Annotated in this window: 19 protein-coding genes; 10 read left to right on the top strand and 9 right to left on the bottom strand. The window is 56.6% G+C overall.

The features are described 5' to 3' along the window. Positions 1–47: 47 nt before the first annotated feature. Together hpt and ACWPM9_RS02745 are read right to left on the bottom strand one after the other, a co-directional pair. Positions 48–599, bottom strand: a complete 552-nt coding sequence (hpt, locus tag ACWPM9_RS02750) for a hypoxanthine phosphoribosyltransferase (protein WP_428188256.1) — start codon at positions 597–599, stop codon at positions 48–50. A 63-nt stretch (positions 600–662) separates the two neighbouring features. Continuing rightward, a complete protein-coding gene (locus ACWPM9_RS02745; protein WP_484756655.1) occupies positions 663–1,346 on the bottom strand; it encodes a hypothetical protein in 684 nt (227 codons plus the stop codon). A 198-nt stretch (positions 1,347–1,544) separates the two neighbouring features. Between ACWPM9_RS02745 and ftsE the strand changes: the two genes are divergently transcribed. From ftsE to ACWPM9_RS02725, 4 genes are all read left to right on the top strand, one after another. Then, on the top strand, positions 1,545–2,204 hold the full coding sequence (gene ftsE / locus ACWPM9_RS02740; RefSeq protein WP_428188254.1) for a cell division ATP-binding protein FtsE: 660 nt from the start codon (positions 1,545–1,547) through the stop codon (positions 2,202–2,204). Then, on the top strand, positions 2,197–3,210 hold the full coding sequence (locus ACWPM9_RS02735; RefSeq protein WP_428188253.1) for a cell division protein FtsX: 1,014 nt from the start codon (positions 2,197–2,199) through the stop codon (positions 3,208–3,210). Before ftsE ends, ACWPM9_RS02735 begins: the two co-directional genes overlap by 8 nt. A gap of 67 nt (positions 3,211–3,277) precedes the next feature. After that, positions 3,278–4,006, top strand: coding sequence for a YdcF family protein (locus ACWPM9_RS02730; RefSeq protein ID WP_484756654.1), 729 nt, complete (start codon positions 3,278–3,280; stop codon positions 4,004–4,006). A 67-nt stretch (positions 4,007–4,073) separates the two neighbouring features. Further along, positions 4,074–4,874, top strand: a complete 801-nt coding sequence (locus ACWPM9_RS02725; protein ID WP_484756653.1) for a lysophospholipid acyltransferase family protein — start codon at positions 4,074–4,076, stop codon at positions 4,872–4,874. Here the strand turns inward: ACWPM9_RS02725 and ACWPM9_RS02720 are convergent. Beyond that, a complete protein-coding gene (locus ACWPM9_RS02720) occupies positions 4,865–5,410 on the bottom strand; it encodes a gamma-glutamylcyclotransferase (protein ID WP_428188250.1) in 546 nt (181 codons plus the stop codon). The two genes, ACWPM9_RS02725 and ACWPM9_RS02720, sit on opposite strands and share 10 nt — an antisense overlap. Positions 5,411–5,447: 37 nt before the next feature. Here ACWPM9_RS02720 and ACWPM9_RS02715 point away from each other — a divergent pair, with 37 nt between their 5' ends. Further along, positions 5,448–6,458: a DUF2125 domain-containing protein gene (locus ACWPM9_RS02715; RefSeq protein WP_484756652.1), complete on the top strand. Its 1,011-nt coding sequence runs from the start codon at positions 5,448–5,450 to the stop codon at positions 6,456–6,458. 59 nt (positions 6,459–6,517) lie between these two features. Here ACWPM9_RS02715 and ACWPM9_RS02710 read toward each other — a convergent pair whose 3' ends face one another. The 3 genes from ACWPM9_RS02710 to ACWPM9_RS02700 form a co-directional block, all read right to left on the bottom strand. Beyond that, a complete protein-coding gene (locus tag ACWPM9_RS02710; protein ID WP_484756651.1) occupies positions 6,518–7,444 on the bottom strand; it encodes a prephenate/arogenate dehydrogenase family protein in 927 nt (308 codons plus the stop codon). After that, the gene (locus tag ACWPM9_RS02705) at positions 7,444–8,550 is read right to left on the bottom strand and encodes a pyridoxal phosphate-dependent aminotransferase (protein ID WP_484756650.1); all 1,107 of its coding nucleotides are present in this window, start codon (positions 8,548–8,550) and stop codon (positions 7,444–7,446) included. Before ACWPM9_RS02705 ends, ACWPM9_RS02710 begins: the two co-directional genes overlap by 1 nt. Positions 8,551–8,650: 100 nt before the next feature. Next, the gene (locus ACWPM9_RS02700; RefSeq protein ID WP_484757578.1) at positions 8,651–9,406 is read right to left on the bottom strand and encodes a class I SAM-dependent methyltransferase; all 756 of its coding nucleotides are present in this window, start codon (positions 9,404–9,406) and stop codon (positions 8,651–8,653) included. An 84-nt stretch (positions 9,407–9,490) separates the two neighbouring features. Here ACWPM9_RS02700 and gloB point away from each other — a divergent pair, with 84 nt between their 5' ends. Both gloB and ACWPM9_RS02690 read left to right on the top strand, forming a co-directional pair. Then, positions 9,491–10,261 carry a hydroxyacylglutathione hydrolase gene (gloB, locus tag ACWPM9_RS02695; protein ID WP_484756649.1) on the top strand — a complete coding sequence of 257 codons (771 nt, stop codon included), beginning with the start codon at positions 9,491–9,493 and terminating at the stop codon, positions 10,259–10,261. A 5-nt stretch (positions 10,262–10,266) separates the two neighbouring features. After that, positions 10,267–10,698 carry a cupin domain-containing protein gene (locus ACWPM9_RS02690; protein WP_428188325.1) on the top strand — a complete coding sequence of 144 codons (432 nt, stop codon included), beginning with the start codon at positions 10,267–10,269 and terminating at the stop codon, positions 10,696–10,698. A gap of 7 nt (positions 10,699–10,705) precedes the next feature. Here ACWPM9_RS02690 and yddG read toward each other — a convergent pair whose 3' ends face one another. Continuing rightward, on the bottom strand, positions 10,706–11,593 hold the full coding sequence (gene yddG / locus ACWPM9_RS02685) for an aromatic amino acid exporter YddG (protein WP_484756648.1): 888 nt from the start codon (positions 11,591–11,593) through the stop codon (positions 10,706–10,708). A gap of 35 nt (positions 11,594–11,628) precedes the next feature. Continuing rightward, positions 11,629–12,402 (bottom strand): DUF3108 domain-containing protein, encoded by a 774-nt coding sequence (locus ACWPM9_RS02680; protein ID WP_484756647.1) that lies wholly within the window; start codon positions 12,400–12,402, stop codon positions 11,629–11,631. Between the two features lie 246 nt (positions 12,403–12,648). Between ACWPM9_RS02680 and rpmB the strand changes: the two genes are divergently transcribed. Together rpmB and ACWPM9_RS02670 are read left to right on the top strand one after the other, a co-directional pair. Next, positions 12,649–12,939 carry a 50S ribosomal protein L28 gene (gene rpmB, locus ACWPM9_RS02675; protein ID WP_428188243.1) on the top strand — a complete coding sequence of 97 codons (291 nt, stop codon included), beginning with the start codon at positions 12,649–12,651 and terminating at the stop codon, positions 12,937–12,939. A 113-nt stretch (positions 12,940–13,052) separates the two neighbouring features. Further along, a complete protein-coding gene (locus tag ACWPM9_RS02670; RefSeq protein ID WP_428188242.1) occupies positions 13,053–13,691 on the top strand; it encodes a VUT family protein in 639 nt (212 codons plus the stop codon). Between the two features lie 41 nt (positions 13,692–13,732). Here ACWPM9_RS02670 and ACWPM9_RS02665 read toward each other — a convergent pair whose 3' ends face one another. After that, the gene (locus ACWPM9_RS02665) at positions 13,733–14,725 is read right to left on the bottom strand and encodes an esterase-like activity of phytase family protein (RefSeq protein WP_428188324.1); all 993 of its coding nucleotides are present in this window, start codon (positions 14,723–14,725) and stop codon (positions 13,733–13,735) included. Positions 14,726–14,890: 165 nt separating this feature from the next. Between ACWPM9_RS02665 and ACWPM9_RS02660 the strand changes: the two genes are divergently transcribed. Then, on the top strand, positions 14,891–15,346 hold the full coding sequence (locus ACWPM9_RS02660) for a hypothetical protein (protein ID WP_484756646.1): 456 nt from the start codon (positions 14,891–14,893) through the stop codon (positions 15,344–15,346). Positions 15,347–15,387 lie beyond the last annotated feature (41 nt).

The raw sequence follows: 15,387 nt of genomic DNA, 5'->3' as shown, positions 1-15,387 counted from the left end.
TTCTCTAGAATTTTATGGAAGCCGATGGCCGATCGAGGCGCTGAAGATCACGCTTCCGGCGCATCTCCAGTCACAACGCCGACAAAGGGCAGTTCACGGAAAGCATAAGCGACATCCATGCCGTAACCGACCACGAAATAGTCAGGGCATTCGAAGCCGACATAATTGGCTTCGAGCTTCTCACTGCGCTTCACACGCTTGTCCAGAAGGACGGCAATATCGACATTGGCCGCACCGCGCGCATACATCAACTCCTTGGCAAAACGTAAGGTGCGCCCGGATTCGAGTATGTCATCGATCAAAAGCACGTTGCGGTCTTTGACCTCGCTATCGATGTCCTTGATGATCCGCACGCCCTGCGAGACAGTGCCGGTGCCATAGCTCGACAGCGTAATGAACTCAACCTCGGGCGCCAAACCAACGTCGTGCAGAGCACGGATCAGATCGGCGGCAAAAATAAACGAGCCCTTGAGGACCGAGATAACCAGAAGATTATCGCAGGCGCCCTTGGCGATCTCGCTGGCGAGCACGAGATTGCGCTCTGCAATCTGCTCGGCAGAATAAAGGGGATCAATGACTTTACCGCGCACGATTGGCAAGGTTTCGCTCCTTGGAATTAGCGACCGCCTCGCCGGCAGCCTTCTCATCGCGCATTAGCACGTTCAGGGATGCTGAACATCCCGAGGCGCGAAAGAAAGCTTCAGTTCCGGGATTTTTCCACCGGCATACTGTATTTTGGCCGCAAAGCCGCGGCTCTGCCCAGGCTGCACAATTCGAACCGGCAAGTGGATCAACGTGCTTGCGACAAGCTGACCGCCTGAAATCAGATCGGCGCGCACCGGCGACGGCGCCATCTCAAGGTTGGAATGGTTCTCGATAATCGCATTGATCAGAAGAACCCGCATACCGTTCGCATCCTGTGGCGTGACGGACACATGGGTAATGTCGAGAGCGCGCGCGGTCGGCCTGTTCACGCCGGAATAGGCAGAAGCAGACAGCCCGCCCACGAGCATGAAGACGGCGAAGAATGCGCAGGCAACAAGCATTGCAAATGTGTTGTTGGACAGCCGCCCCAGCACATCCTCCAAGGCTTCAACGACATGACGTGCAAGACTGGCCTTCGAAATTTGCGCATCGCCGACAGAAGACGTCTCCTGGCGCCTGTTGTCATTGAAGCGGCGCGCGTCGAACGAACGACGGGGAGCCTCCACGATCGTAATGAATTCCGCATCGACCACTTCAGCCGCATGTTGAGGTTCTAGCCGGGATTTCGCGCGCGCCTTCCTTTCGGGCGGAATGACATCCACGTCCCAAAGGTGCTGCTGATTGAAGCGGGAAGCGCCCATCCTGTCTCCGGCTCGGGCACCCTGAGAGGACACCCAAATCTTGGCATTGAAACGAAACCCTCTGAGTTCTAAATTCTATTGGTTAATGCTTCGCAAAAAAGCCGGCAAAGAGGCTGGTTTGCGCGTATGATTTACCGGCTGTTAACCAAAAAGGTTAACAAGTGGCCTGACTCCAAATCTGCCAGACTGGGCATTTCATTGATCCATTTCGAAAATGTCGGCCTGCGATACGGAATGGGACCGGAGATTCTCCGGGACCTGACTTTCGACATCCCGAAACGGTCGTTTCAGTTCCTGACCGGCCCTTCGGGTGCAGGCAAGACCACGCTTTTGAGACTGCTCTTCATGTCGCTGCACCCGACGCGCGGCCTCATACGCAGTTTTGGGCGCGACACGGCAAAGATCCCCCGCAACGATCTTCCGATGCTGCGTAGGCGCATCGGCATCGTCTTCCAGGATTTCCAGCTCCTCGATCATCTGACGACCTATGAAAATGTCGCGCTGCCGCTGCGGGTTCGCGGCAAGGACGAGATGAGCTACAAGAAGGACGTTCTGGAACTACTCCATTGGGTGGGCCTCGGTGAACGCATCAATGTTTTGCCACCGGTCCTGTCGGGCGGAGAGAAACAGCGCGTGGCCATTGCCCGTGCCCTGATCGACAGACCGGAAGTTCTGCTGGCCGACGAACCGACAGGCAATGTCGACCCGCCCATGGCCCGGCGACTGTTGACGCTTTTCATGGAACTCAACCGCCTCGGCACGGCTGTGGTGATCGCGACCCATGACCTCGCCCTCATGGATCAGGTGGATGCCCGCCGCATGATCCTCACTGATGGACGGCTGGACATCTATGAATAAGGCAGCATCGAAATTGGCGAAAGCATTGCCGAAGCGGGCGCCGCGCCGCGCGGAAATGCAGGTGCGCCCAACTGGTCCAATCCTGCCGCCTTCGAATATCCAGGGCAACGCGCTGATGGTGGTGATTTCGATTATGGCTTTTCTCGCCTGCCTGACGCTTGGCGCCGTATCCATGGTGCAGGCAACAGCGGCCGGCTGGCAGAGCCAGATTTCCCGCGAGATCACGATACAGATCAAGCCCGACGACAATCTGGACATGAATGCGGCACTGGTAAAAGCACGCGATCTGGCTCTGGGTTTTGTCGGCACCAAAGACGGGCGGATCATGGACGATGACGCGACTGCCCGCCTGCTCGAACCCTGGCTCGGCACCGGCCTGGATCTGTCCGATCTTCCAGTGCCCCGCCTTGTCATCATTACGATTGACGAGAGCAATCCGCCGGATTTCGACTCCATGCGCGCTCTCTTGAAGAAAGAAATCCCGCAAGCCTATTTGGATGATCACCGAACCTGGGTAAACCGCTTGGTATCGATGGCGCGCACGACCGTTGTCATCGGATTTGGCGTTCTCATTCTGGTATTCTCGGCCATGGTGCTCACGGTTGTCTTTGCCACGCGCGGCGTCTTGTCCGGAAACCGGCATATCGTCGAAGTACTTCATTTCGTCGGTGCAGAAACCTCCTTCGTCGCCCAAGAATTCCAGCGCCATTTTTTGAAAATAAGCCTGAAGGGAGCGGCCACCGGAGGCATACTGGCTGCGCTCTGTTTTGCCCTTGCAAGTTTCTGGCAGAGCCGGTCGCTGGCAACGCCGGAAAGCGATCAGGCGACAGCCCTTTTCGGAACATTCAGCATCGGCTTTGCAGGATATCTCGGGATTTTCGCCACCATGATCGTGATCTCTGCACTGACAACACTGACGGCGCGCCTGACGGTCATGCGCACAATCTATGAAATCGACCTCATACGTTCAGATCCGGCATTGACGGATGGACTTCAGGGAGATTGATAAAGTCATGAAGGTTTGCCACAAAGCCGCCAGCTACGCGCCATAAGACAGCGCTAATCACCGTGACATGACGATAGGCCCAATGAAACCAAAGCCTGCCTCAAACAAGGCGCAGCGCCAACAGTCAGCCCCTCCACTCTTCAGAAGAAGCGGGCCGATTCGCCGTGCGCTGCGCTATGGTGGAATACTGGTCCTGTTGGCGGCTGCAATCTTCGTTGGAGGCTTTTTGCGCTTTGTCGATTCGGTCACGACGCTCGGACCACCCGACACGGCCAAGGCAGACGGCATCGTGGTTCTGACCGGCGGTTACCAGCGTATCGATCAGGCTGTGGATCTTCTCAGCCGCGGCTACGGCAAAAGACTGTTGATCTCGGGTGTGCACCCATCGACCACCAGCGCCCAGATCCGCAAGATGACCAAGAGCTCCACCGACCTCTTCGACTGTTGCGTGGACATTGGTTACGACGCCATCGACACGATCGGAAATGCGACCGAGACCGCAAAGTGGATCCATGAAAAGGGCTACCGCACGATCTTGGTGGTCACGAGCAACTACCACATGCCGCGCAGTCTGTTCGAGCTCAGACGTGTCGACGGTCAAACGGATTTCATCGGCTATCCGGTGGTGAATACGGATCTCAAAAAAGCCGAATGGTATGCCGATCCCGATGCTGTGCGTACGCTTCTATCGGAATATGGAAAGACGATTGTCGCCTATGTCCGCGGCGTATCTGGGCTCGACACCAGCGACGGGCTGAGAAGGCACACGGCTTCCACAACCGGGCACAAATCCTGACGTCACGCTTTCTCTCAAGTGCGTTATCGTGTAGTCACTGCTTCCGTCCGGTCCGGGAATCCACTTAATGCTCAAATTGCGTTCCATACTTTTCAATACAGTCTTCTATGCAAATCTGATCATATGGATGATCGTGATGGCGCCGTTTTACTTTCTGTCGCCGCGCAAGAAAGCCTATTCCGTTCCAAAGAACTGGGCCCTCTCCTGCCATTGGCTGATGGAAAAGATTGTCGGCACGACCTTCGAGATCGAGGGATTGGAGAACATTCCTCCGGGCGGCTATATTCTGGCACCAAAGCACCAGTCCTTCTGGGACACCTATGCGTTGCTACCCTGGCTGGATGATCCTGTCTTCATATTGAAGCGCGAACTGACCTGGATCCCTCTGTTTGGCTGGTATGCGGGCAAACAGGAAATGATCCCTGTCAATCGCAGCGCCAAGGGCAAGGCAATGGTCGGTGTCATGCAGCGCGCCAAAGAGGCCATGAGCAAAGGGCGACAGCTTATTATCTATCCTGAAGGCACCCGACGCCCGCCGGGAGCAGAGCCCGCCTACAAATATGGAATTGCCCGCCTCTACAGAGACATTGATGTGCCGGTCGTCCCCGTGGCCATGCATCCGGGTCTCTTTTGGCCGCGCCACAGCACCATGCGCTATCCCGGTCATTTCAAGGTGCGGATCCTGCCGCCAATCCAGCAGGGCCTGGAACCCGACGTCTTTTTTTCGACTTTGGTTGACACACTGGAAAAGGCGAGCGACGAACTGCTGGTGGAGGCCATTGAGCAAAACCCCGGTCTTCACGTGCCGCCAACGGCGCAAAAGCGGTATGACGAACTGAAGACCGTCGCCCAGTCGTCTCAGTCCTGAAGCTCGGATCGCTCGACGGCTTTGAATACGTCTTCAAGCCAGTGATCGCGAATACCGATTTCCTTGAGATGAGAAATCGTATTGGCCACGTAATCACGGTTACGGCCTGAGCGACCAACGGCTTCACTGACCGTTTTGGCCGCTTCAGCGACGGTAACGCCACTTGCATACTGCTGATGTGAACGGTCGATCACATAGGTAAGTGCCTTGACCACCCTGCCATCTTCCAGCCGTACCGGCACGCTGCGTTCCTTGTAGACATGTGTCACCAGTTCCCGTTCCCGCAGATACTCGACAGTGGCCGACCAATGCTGAGCATCCACACGAAAGGCAACGCCGCGACAGGAGCCGCCGCGATCAAGGCCAAGCACCAATCCCGGGCGCTCCTGCGTTCCGCGGTGCACCCAGGAGCGCACGCAAAGCGACCGGCGGAAACCGAAGGTTAGTCCCAGGACGCGCTGCTCATAGGGAAAACCGGGGTTCCACATTAGCGAGCCATAGCCAAAGACCCAAAATTCGTCCATATCGCACTTCATATCAAACTGCCGCGACACTCGAGAATCGGAGCGCTTCATGGCAATGCCAGACCGGTCAAAAAAGACAACAGCCAGCCGGAAGGTATTTCGACTGTCACTTGCCGTCCTGGTAGCATTGCTCCTCTATAGCGGAGGCTGGTATTGGGCGGCAACCGCCCTTGATGGCAGGCTGGCAAAGATATTCGGCACCAAAGATACCGACAGAGCCAACGTCGAATGCGCCGATCGGCAGCTACGCGGCTTCCCGTTCCGCATCGGTCTCTTTTGCACAAGCATAGCAATCGATGATCACAGGAACGGCATCTCCGCGTCCTTTGGAAACTTCCGATCGGCAGCACAGGTCTACAATCCGGGCAAGATTGTCTGGGAGCTCGATGGACCGGGACAGGTGCGTTCAACTGCCGGATATGGCCTTTCACTGCAATGGGAAAAGCTGCGCTCCAGCGTTGTCTCCGCGATCGCGGGCATAGACCGCTCCTCTCTCGAAGTGGAAAATCTGAGCGCAGCACTGACAACGACCCAGAGCGCGCCCACCTTGGACATGACTGTTTCGCATCTGGAGAGTCATATCCGCCAGGACGACGGCAACCTCGATTATGCAGCGACGGCTCGTGACGTCCAGCTATCTTCCCGCGAGAGCAAGATCGAACTACCAAAGTTCTCGGCGACCCTGGAGGCCACGCTGGATGGTCAGGCAAGCCTGCTGAACTTCGGCGGCGCGAACCTATCTAATCTCTATGGGTTGCAGGGCAACCTGACGCGCCTTGTTGCCGATCTGGGAGACGGACGAATGGTGACGCTCAGCGGCCCCATCAGCATCGGCGATACCGGTCTGCTGTCCGGAAAGATCCATGTCGAAGTCGAAAACATTACCGGCTGGGCCTCTGAGACAAAACTGGTCTGGCCGGATGCGGCGAACGATATCGATAACGCAATGCGGATGCTGTCTGCTCTGATTGGAGGCAACAAGGGAAATGTGGATCTGCGCATCGATAATGGCGCAATCTTCCTGGGCCTGTTCCCAATCGGCAAGATCCCGCCAATTTGACATCCGGATTATTCTAAATCAAAGCGGGCTATGCACATGGATAGCCCGCGAAAGAGTAACTATGATTTGTTGTCTAGCGTATGCCGGCCGAAGTCCGGCGCGTCGACATCCTGGCCCGCTTCGATGATCGAGCGGCGCACAGCGCGCGTACGGGTAAAGAGTTCGAACAACTTGTCACCCTCGCCCCAGCGGATCGCGCGCTGAAGATAGGCGAGATCCTCAGAGAAACGCGCCAGCATCTCCAGAATGGCATCCTTGTTATGCAGGCAGACGTCACGCCACATGGTCGGGTCCGATGCTGCAAGGCGCGTGAAATCGCGAAAGCCCGAAGCTGAATATTTGATGACTTCGGATTCGGTCACGTTTTCCAGATCATCCGCAGTCCCGACAATATTGTAGGCAATGATATGCGGAAGATGCGACACGATGGCCAGCACCTTGTCATGATGCTCCGGATCCATTTCGTCGACACGTGACCCGAGCGCCTGCCAAAACTCCTGAAGCTGCGCAAGCGCGCCAGGATCTGTACCTTCCACCGGTGTGAGGATGCACCAGCGACCCTTGAACAGGCCTGTAAAGCCGGCATCCGGGCCGGATTTCTCGGTACCAGCCAATGGATGGCCTGCTATGAAATGCACTCCTTCGGGTATATGCGGCAGCATCTGCGCAATTACCGATGCTTTCGTCGAACCGACATCGGTCACGATCGCACCGGCTTTCAGATGCGGTGCGATCTCTTGCGCCACCGCGCCCGATGCCCCGACCGGAACAGACACGACCACCAGGTCGGCCCCCTCGACCGCGTCTGCAGCGGACGAAACATACTGGCTTCCGAGCTCAAGCTCTTCCGCACGCTTCAATGTCTCGCCAGTACGGCTCGATATCGTGACATGCCGCGCCAAACCGAGCGCTTTCAGATCGCGTGCAATCGAAGAACCGATAAGACCGATACCGATCAATGCTATTTTATCGAACAGGATCGCCATCAGGCCTTCCCCATAAATTCCTCGAGTGCGCCGATCACGCCGAGATTGGCCTCTTCCGAGCCAATCGTCATGCGCAGTGCACCCGGCAACCCGTATCCACGCACACTGCGCAAGATGAAACCCCGGCTTGTCAGGAAAGCATCCGCATCATCGGCACGCTTTCCGTCAATATCCGGAAAGTGGATCAGCACGAAATTGGTAACCGATGGCGTGATCGTCAGACCAAGCGCCGCAAAGGCCTCGGTCAACCTGGCACGCCAGACTTCATTGTGGTCGGAGGCCACCTTGATGAAATCCTGGTCCCGCATACCAGCAGCACCAGCAGTAATGGCCGGCGCGTTGAGATTGAACGGTCCGCGAATACGGTTGACGGCATCGATCACATCAGCTGGCGCATACATCCAGCCAATACGCAGCGCTGCGAGCCCGAAAATCTTTGAGAAAGTGCGCGTCATGACGACATTGCGACTGCCTGACACGAGTTCGATCCCGGCTTCGTAATCGCTCGCTCTTACATATTCAGCGTAGGCTGCATCCAGCACCAGAAGGACATGCTTCGGCAAGCCTGCATGGAGGCGCCTGATCTCGCCGACGGGCACATATGTGCCTGTCGGATTACCGGGATTGGCAATGAACACGATCTTCGTCTTTTCCGTCACGGCGGCCAAGATCGCATCCACATCGACCGTGAGGTTCTTTTCCTTCACGACGACGGGTTTTGCGCCCGCGCCCAGGATCTGGATCTTGTAGACGAGAAATCCATGTTCGGTGATGATACCTTCGTCCCCATCACCCAGATAGACTTGGCACAGCAAGCCGAGCAACTCATCCGAGCCGTTTCCGCACATGATGTTCGCGCTGTTCAGCCCATGGACTTCACTGATTGCATCACGCAATGCATGGGCCTGGCCGTCCGGATAAAGCTCCAGATGACCGGCGCTTTGGCGAAATGCATCGATTGCTTTTGGGCTGGCGCCAAGTGGCGTTTCATTCGATGACAGCTTGAAGACACGGGCAACGCCCGGAGCGGTTTCCTTGCCGGGCACATAAGCAGCAATATCGAGAATTCCTGGACGCGGGACCGGCTTGCTCATGTCGCTGCTCATGGTGATCTTTTCCTCAACGCTAACGGCGCCGGCAATTCCCGGCGGCAACGGTCCAGTGGATTAGAACGGAACCGTCCGATTGTCGAGGGTAACGGGGCGATCAGCTTTTGCTTTCCGTGCGGCTTCTGGTCGTCGGTACACCTTGCGGCGCAAGGACTGGCACGAACACCCGCCTGGACTGCCGAGCTGCGACTGGCAGACCCTGATAGAGACGCTTTTGTGCCTCAACGATGATCACCCCGGAAAAGGCGGGCCACAGCAATCGGCCAAGGCGCTCGAAAGAGGAGCGCATTCCCAGAACCAGACGCAGTTTGGAGGGCGGGAAGAACAGCGCCTCAGCTGCTGCACCGGGGGTAAAATTGGCCTCCCGCAACAGGTTGGTCAACTGGCCACGCGAATAAGGCCGGCCAGAACCGAAAGGTGTGTGCTCCAGCCGCGCCCAGACACCGCGGCGATTTGGCACGACAATCACAAGACGTCCCCCCGGCGCCAGAATACGCCAGACTTCCTTCAGCGTTTCGCGTGGGTTTTCGGCAAACTCCAGCGAATGCACCATCAACACGCGATCAATTGAAGAGTCGGGAAGCGGCAATTCCTCGTCGAAGACGAGCGCGGTATCGGACACGGCTCCGGCGGGCCAGTTTACAGCGCCCTGCCCCGCCGGCATGAAGGCGAAGGTCCGCTCGGTATCGGCCCGGAACCGCTCGAGATAGGGAACGGCAAAGCCAAGCCCAACCAGCCGCTCTTGCGGCAGCCGTGCCCAAAGCGATGACAAGGCCATCGCGATGGAATGCTCCGCCATGCGCCCGAGAAGCGAGTGATAAAATTGCCGGAGATCGACGATATCCACATACATGGCGCAATTGATAAACATCGGCGCATGGACTTCAAGGGCAAAGCACTTACATTTGACCCTGATAAACAGAGGGAGACCCCAAAGATGAAATCACTTGAACTCGAAGTCTTCCCCTGCCGCAGCGATAATTTCGGCGTTCTCCTGCATTGCCCGGAGGCAAACCTGACCGCAGCCATCGACGCGCCGGAACTGGTGCCGATCATCGAGGCGGCTGAGCGACGCGGTTGGACGATCACCCATATCTTCACAACGCACCATCACGGCGATCATGTGGAAGCGAACCTGGAACTGAAGGATCGCTTCAACTGCCAGATCATCGGCCCCCGCGCCGAAGCGGTGGCCATTCCCGGCCTCGACGAGGCGGTCAATGATGGCGACAGCTTTGAGTTTGGACCCCATACCGTCAATGTGATTGAAACGCCTGGCCATACCGCAGGCCATGTCTGCTATCACCTGCCGGAGAGCAAGTTGCTGTTTGCAGCCGATACACTGTTTGCGCTCGGCTGCGGTCGACTGTTCGAACGTCCCGCTGCAGATATGTGGGCATCACTGCAAAAGCTTGCAGCCCTGCCCGACGACACGACTGTCTATTTTGGCCATGAATATACGCTGGCAAACGCCCGCTTTGCCGTGACGATCGATCCCGACAACGAAAAGTTGAAAGCACGGGCAGCAGAGATCGAAGCGCTCCGCGCAGAGGGAAAGTTCACCATTCCCACCACCATCGGCATAGAGAAGGAAACCAATCCCTTTCTGCGTGCCAGCGATCCGGCTATCCGCAAAAATCTTGGCATGGACGCCAATAGCGACGCGGAGGTCTTTGCCGAGATCCGCACACGCAAGGATAATTTCTGATGCCCATGACGGCGGACGAGATCATTGCGGAGCTTTCCCTGCAGGCACATCCGGAAGGGGGCTGGTATGCGGAGACCTTCCGCGACAAGCATGGCGGTCGCCGCGGTCATTCCACGGCGATCTACTACCTTCTGAAGCACGGAGAGCGCTCGCATTGGCACAAGGTGCGTGATGCCGCAGAGATCTGGCACTATTACGCTGGCGCATCGCTGGCGCTCTACAGCTCCAACGATGGAAAGACTGTAGAAACCACCATCCTGGGCGCGGCTGTGACGCGAGGAGAGCGTCCACAATCGGTTATACCGGCCAACTGCTGGCAAGCGGCAGAAACACTGGGCGATTTCACCCTGGTGGGCTGCACCGTATCCCCCGGCTTCGATTTCTCCGCCTTCGAGATGGCGCCACCCGGTTGGTCTCCAGGAGAGCCGATGAGCTAGATCTTCGCTACACGGCTGGCTGTAGTTTGGAGCGAGACTTGAACATATCGCGTGCTGCGAGCACAGCACCGCCCGTTATCAAAAGGCAGGCTATGCCAACCCGACCGGAGGGCTCGGCATAACCGAACAGCATCAGGATCAGGGTCGATAGCAGCGGGGCCGCATAACTGGCCGCTCCGAGTATCTGAATATCGCCACCCTTCACGCCAAAGTCCCAGGCGTAGAAGGCAGCACCGACCGGGAACAGACCGAGACCCAGCACGGCGATCCACTCAAAAACGCCGTCAGGCCAAACAGTCGTTTCAAGGCCCATATGGCAGACCAGCGAAAGCAACGAGGTTGCCAGGCAAAATCCGGTGACGACATCGGTTGGCGTTGAGCCATGTCTGCGCGTCAAAAGAGAATAGCTTGACCACGCGAAAGCACCGAGAAGGGCAGCACCATAACCAAGCGCATAGACCGGATCGAAATCTAGACCGTTCTTGCCGATGATAATGATGACAGTGCCGGCCAGCCCGGCGAGCGCACCGGCGATATGAAACCAGCGCAGCCGCTCCCCCGGCAACAGCGCTGAGCCGACCACGATGAACAGCGGCCACAAATACGCAATCAATCCTGCTTCAGCCGCAGGCGCATTCCTAAGCGCGGTGAAATATAAAAAATGGTACCCGAACAGTCCTGCAACGCCGAGCAGCCAGACGCCGGCCGGCTGACGCAAGAGCTTCAACCGCTGCGGCTTGATGGCAAACAACACCATCCCTGGCAGACTACCGATGGCAAAACAGATTGCGGAAAGCTGAAACGGCGGCATCTTTCCGGAGGCTGCAGTAAAGAGCGCCAGAAAAGACCACATCAGAATGGCCGAAAATCCAATGATCGTTGCCTTGGTGCGCATCGCCCTCTCCGCCGGGCGGGATCCGCGGCTGAAACCTACCCGCTGAATTTCACCGCCGTAATATAGACTGGCCCGTAACGCGTGGGGATACGGGCATAGACCGGAGCATATAACGGGAGGTCATTTGTCTTGGCAAACCAGATTTCCATTCCCGAGACATTGGACAGATACTCCACATCGTCTCTGCCTTTACGGAAACCTGACTTCGGCACATAACGCACCGAACAGACGGTTGCCTTTGAGGTTTTGCCCCCCGAAGAAAACTCTTTCGTACCCCGGTGGCTGAGCACCAGATCCATGCGGCTTTCGCCGTCAAATATCGGCAAGGTGCGCTGACAGATCTTTTCGCCATCAGGAATGATAAGACTCGATAAGGGATCCAGCACGGCCTTCAAATCACTGGCGGTAACAGGTATCCAGTTCTTCGGTCGTTTCTTCGGCGGAGGCTTGATCTCGGACTGGGTGACATTGCCACCATCAAGGCGAACATCGTAGGTGCGCACTTTCTTTCCGTTGCGATAGACCAGCGAGTAATGCGTGGCCTCCATCTGATTGTTACGCAATCGCCCAGATACATTGGTCTCGGCGGAAATATCAGTGATGAGATCCGCGACCCCTGCCGATACAAAGGTGCCTCGGATTTTGTACCTACTGCTGGCCAGTTGGGTAACAAAGGTGGCACTTGCGATGGGAATACCCGAAAGCGTGATGCGGTAATCCGTTCGGTAGCTATCCTCACCAGCATTCGACACGACCGAAGACGCGCAAAAACCGGTCAGCAATGCAATTGCAATTTTAAGCCTGGACATGCATGACCTCGGTTCAGAGTCTGCGCTTTGCCAGCAACAGCTCCCACTTCCTGAAGTGCATTGTTAAATGAGACTATGGCAATAAAACAGCTAGTTTTCCCCGTTGCGGCGGTAAAACCCACGCACAGGCTTGACGGCGCAAGCCAGTCTGACTATAGAACCGCAACTTTCCGATAACGAACGATTGGAATGCGGCGCCGGTTATGGCCGGAGCGCAAATCCATACACAGAAAAAATAGGTGCATCATGTCCCGCAGTTGCGAATTGACCGGCAAGGCAGTCCAGACGGGCAATAACGTAAGCCACGCCAATAACAGAACCCGCCGCAGGTTTCTGCCGAACCTTTGCGACGTAACGCTTATCTCCGATATTCTCGGTCAGCGTTTCCGTCTGCGCATTTCGGCTGCAGCCCTTCGCTCGGTTGAGCATCGTGGCGGCCTTGACGCCTTTCTCTTGAAGGCCAAGGAAACCGAACTGAGCATGCGCGCTCGTCTGCTGCGTCGCCAGATCGCCAAGAAGACCGCTGAAGCCGCTTAAGCTTCAACGCCCTAGACGATAAAGCATCAAGGCTTGCACGGAGATGATCCGGACAAGCCTTTTGCTTTGTCGTAATTTCACTCTAACTGGTGGCATCACCCAGGATAAAAAAAATGCCCAGCAAACGGCACATTCTGATCTACAGCCTTATAATGACGGCGGTTGTCGTCGCATCAAACGTCCTCGTCCAATATCCCCTTTCGGGAGAACTGGCAGGCATTCAGCTCGGCGACTTGCTGACCTATGGTGCCTTTACCTACCCGGTAGCATTTCTGGTGACAGACCTCACCAATCGCCAGTTCGGCACATCAATGGCCCGTCGTGTGGTCCTGATTGGTTTCGTCATCGGTGTAGCCCTGTCTTTCGTGACATCCATACCGCGCATTGCAGTCGCCTCAGGCACGGCCTATCTCGCCGGACAGTTTCTTGACATCACCGTCTTTAATCGGCTCCGCCAGCTTGCTTGGTGGAAGGCTCCGCTTGTGAGCTCCTTCATCGGCTCCTCGCTCGATACGGTGATATTCTTCTCGCTCGCCTTTGCTCCAGCCTTCGTCATGCTGGGTGCCAATGATGACTTCGCCATTGAATGGGCGCCGGTCCTTGGCATCTTCTCGGCAGATGCACCGCGCTGGATCTCGTGGGCACTCGGCGATTTCAGCGTAAAGATGCTGGTAGGCCTTGTGATGCTCCTGCCCTATGGCGCATTGATGAACAGGCTGAAACCGCTGCCATCCGCGCAGCCGGCAAACTGAGATGAAAGAAGCCGCGGCACTGTCCGCGGCTTTTTCTTATCCTATCTCTCATCGTTCAACCTGAATTCCAGCATCAGATTACGCTGCAGGATAGAGTGATTGTCGTCCGAAACGACAATGATATGCGTGGTACCATCGGCGGCCTTGATCACATCAAGCCCTTCCATGTTGTCGATCTGATAGCCGAAATCGGCATCCAGCAAAACCTCCCCATCGATAATCGCGCCAGGTTTGATGGTGTCACCGGCAACAAGCCGTATGCGCATGCCTATACCGGTCGCCAGCGAGAACCGACGCTCCAGAAGCATAAGATCCCCATTGGGCAGGAAAGCGCCGTCAGTGACGTCGTAGCTGTCGTGACGAGCAACGCGGAACGCGCCTTGGAGCGATCCATCGACAATGCCAGCGAAGAGATTTCCGTCGCCGTCGACACTGCGCTCTGCAATCGTGATGGTCGCACCGGCAAGCGGGGTGTCCAGAGGCGAAACCACCACAGTCTCCAAACCGCCATTTCGCCGAAGCTCGGTCGTTGGAAACGGTAAGGGCAATGATGAGGTCGGGCGCGCAGTAGTAAAGCCCTCTCTAGGATAGACATCAATCCGATGACGCTGCTCGAAACCGACAAGGATGCCATCATCGCGCAGCGCTAGGCTTTCAGCATCCATCAGATACTTGCCCTGCATGAAACGTCCTTGTCGGTCTGCCATCGGCGACAGGGACACCTCCGAAAGCCCAGAAAGCCGGCCGTCTGATCCGCGATCGATCCTGCCTTCCAGCCAATGGCCAGTATCCAGAACGCCGATAAAATGACTTTGGTCATCGAGAAAACGAATGGACGACCAAGCACCGAACAGCGGCTCGGTAGAGCTCAGCTCCAATCCTCCCAAAAACTCAAGACGACCGAAGCGCTGGTTGTCCAGTCCTGGCTTGAACGTGTCTATCCGCCTCGCGTCCACCGAAATAGGCTCTGCTGACACAGGCACAGACAGGCAAAGGGCGGCAAGGGCAAGAAGAATGGCAGGCGCACGGCGCATTTGATGAGGCAAGGAGTTGTCCCGGAAATTACATCTACCCGACGTCATATGCGATGAGGGAAAGACCGGTCAATGCAAGCCTTGGTTTGCCGTCCGGCAAGCACACAGCCACAGGCAAGCATCATCCGATAAGATTGGGCGAACTTGAACGATGGAGGCTCCACAATGACAAGCGTATCCGGGCCATTGTACGGCGCAACACCCAGCTCCAATCAGAACTCAGCTCAATCCCCTCAGACGAACTTCGATAGCTGGTTCGACGACGTGCTGGAGGGTTATTCCCGCCAGAAAGCACAACAGAAAGCCGACACCTATTTCGCTTCAGAGCCCCCCCAGGACCCGAATGCAAGCGACCTTCAGATAGACGATACAGAGTCAACCGGAAGTGCCGAGGATGACCTTTTGAAATGGCTGACGATGTCGCTGGCAGAGCGCCTGAGAGCGCAGTATCTGGCCGACCATGATGTGACGGAAGAAGAGCTTGAAGCCATGCCAACCGACGAGCGTGCCAAGATGGAAGACGCCATCGCTGAGTATATCAAGGAAAACATGGCACAGATAACAGGCGCTCAATCACAAGATGTCGCCGGTCAGGTTCGCGCCGAGCCGGCGATGCTCTAGGGAGCAGATGCTCAACGGTATCGGCTTTCAAACCGATACCG

The organism is Agrobacterium sp. H141, from assembly GCF_057158725.1.
This window is presented reverse-complemented; position numbering and strand designations above follow the sequence as displayed.